Below are 1,012 nucleotides of genomic sequence, written 5' to 3' on the forward strand. Positions count from 1 at the left end.
CAATGGTTCTGGCAATAGCCATAGATTAACCCCTCCTGCTAAAGCCATGTGACATTCTTGCGATCGCAAGCTTTGGCAGGCTTGATGGATAGCAACGAGAGAAGAAGAACAGGCTGTATCTATTGCCATAGAAGGGCCAGTTAGTCCCAGCGTGTAGGATAAACGACCTGCTGCAGCATTCAATGGTAATCCAGTGATTCTATAGGGTGCAACATTACTTTCTCTAGCTTGTCCGGTAATCACCTGATACTCGCAATTAGTAATACCTACAAATACTCCTGTTAAACTATTATGCAATCTATGAGGAATATATCCAGCATTTTCCAGTGCTTCCCAACTTACTTCCAATAGTAGGCGATGTTGTGGGTCAATGCTGATAGCTTCTCGCTCTGAAATACTAAAAAACAGAGGATCAAATTGGTCTATATCTTCCTGTAAAAATCCTCCAGAGCGGGTATACATTTTTCCTGGAGTTTCTGGGTTTGGGTCGTAGTAGTTATCAACATTCCAGCGTTTTGGAGGAATTTCCCTAATTGCATCCACTCCATCAGACAGTAATTGCCATAATTTTTGGGGGCTATCAGCTCCTCCAGGAAAGCGACAAGCCATACCAACAACTGCAATTGGTTCTGTTTTAGTATACTCTAGTGCCTCTATTCTATTTTTTGCTTCCTTAAGTGCTAAAAGTACTTGTTTTGATGCAGATAGGTTTTCTTTTTTATCTGGTGAATTGTTCATTTCTAATTTTCATACAGTAAAGTCTTTAAGTCGGCTAATTCCTGAATAATTGAAGATTCAACATCTTCTTCTGGTAAATTTTCTATTTCTAAAATTTTGCTTACTTTCTGTTCTTGAGCACAAGATAACTGTGACTGCTCTCTTTTCTTTATTTTCCAACCAAGTACTTTTGAAGAAATGTAGTCGGCTAAACTAACAATATTTGAAAATTCAAAAGCTAACGTTGTAGGCAGAGAACAATTCAAGCTTTTTTGGAGTTGAGTTCTCAGTTCCA

2 protein-coding genes are annotated in these 1,012 nt (G+C 38.6%); both read right to left on the reverse strand.

Features of this window, described 5'->3' with window-relative positions; all coding sequences use genetic code 11:
- The coding region (locus F6K53_RS45465; protein WP_293087813.1) for a polyketide synthase at nt 1-738 on the reverse strand (738 nt) is incomplete at its 3' end.
- A gap of 2 nt (nt 739-740) precedes the next feature.
- A partial coding sequence (locus F6K53_RS45470; protein ID WP_293087815.1) for an acyl carrier protein occupies nt 741-1,012 on the reverse strand: 272 nt, incomplete at its 5' end.

Origin of the sequence: Moorena sp. SIO4A1, assembly GCF_010672065.1 — a bacterium.
Classification (GTDB): domain Bacteria; phylum Cyanobacteriota; class Cyanobacteriia; order Cyanobacteriales; family Coleofasciculaceae; genus Moorena.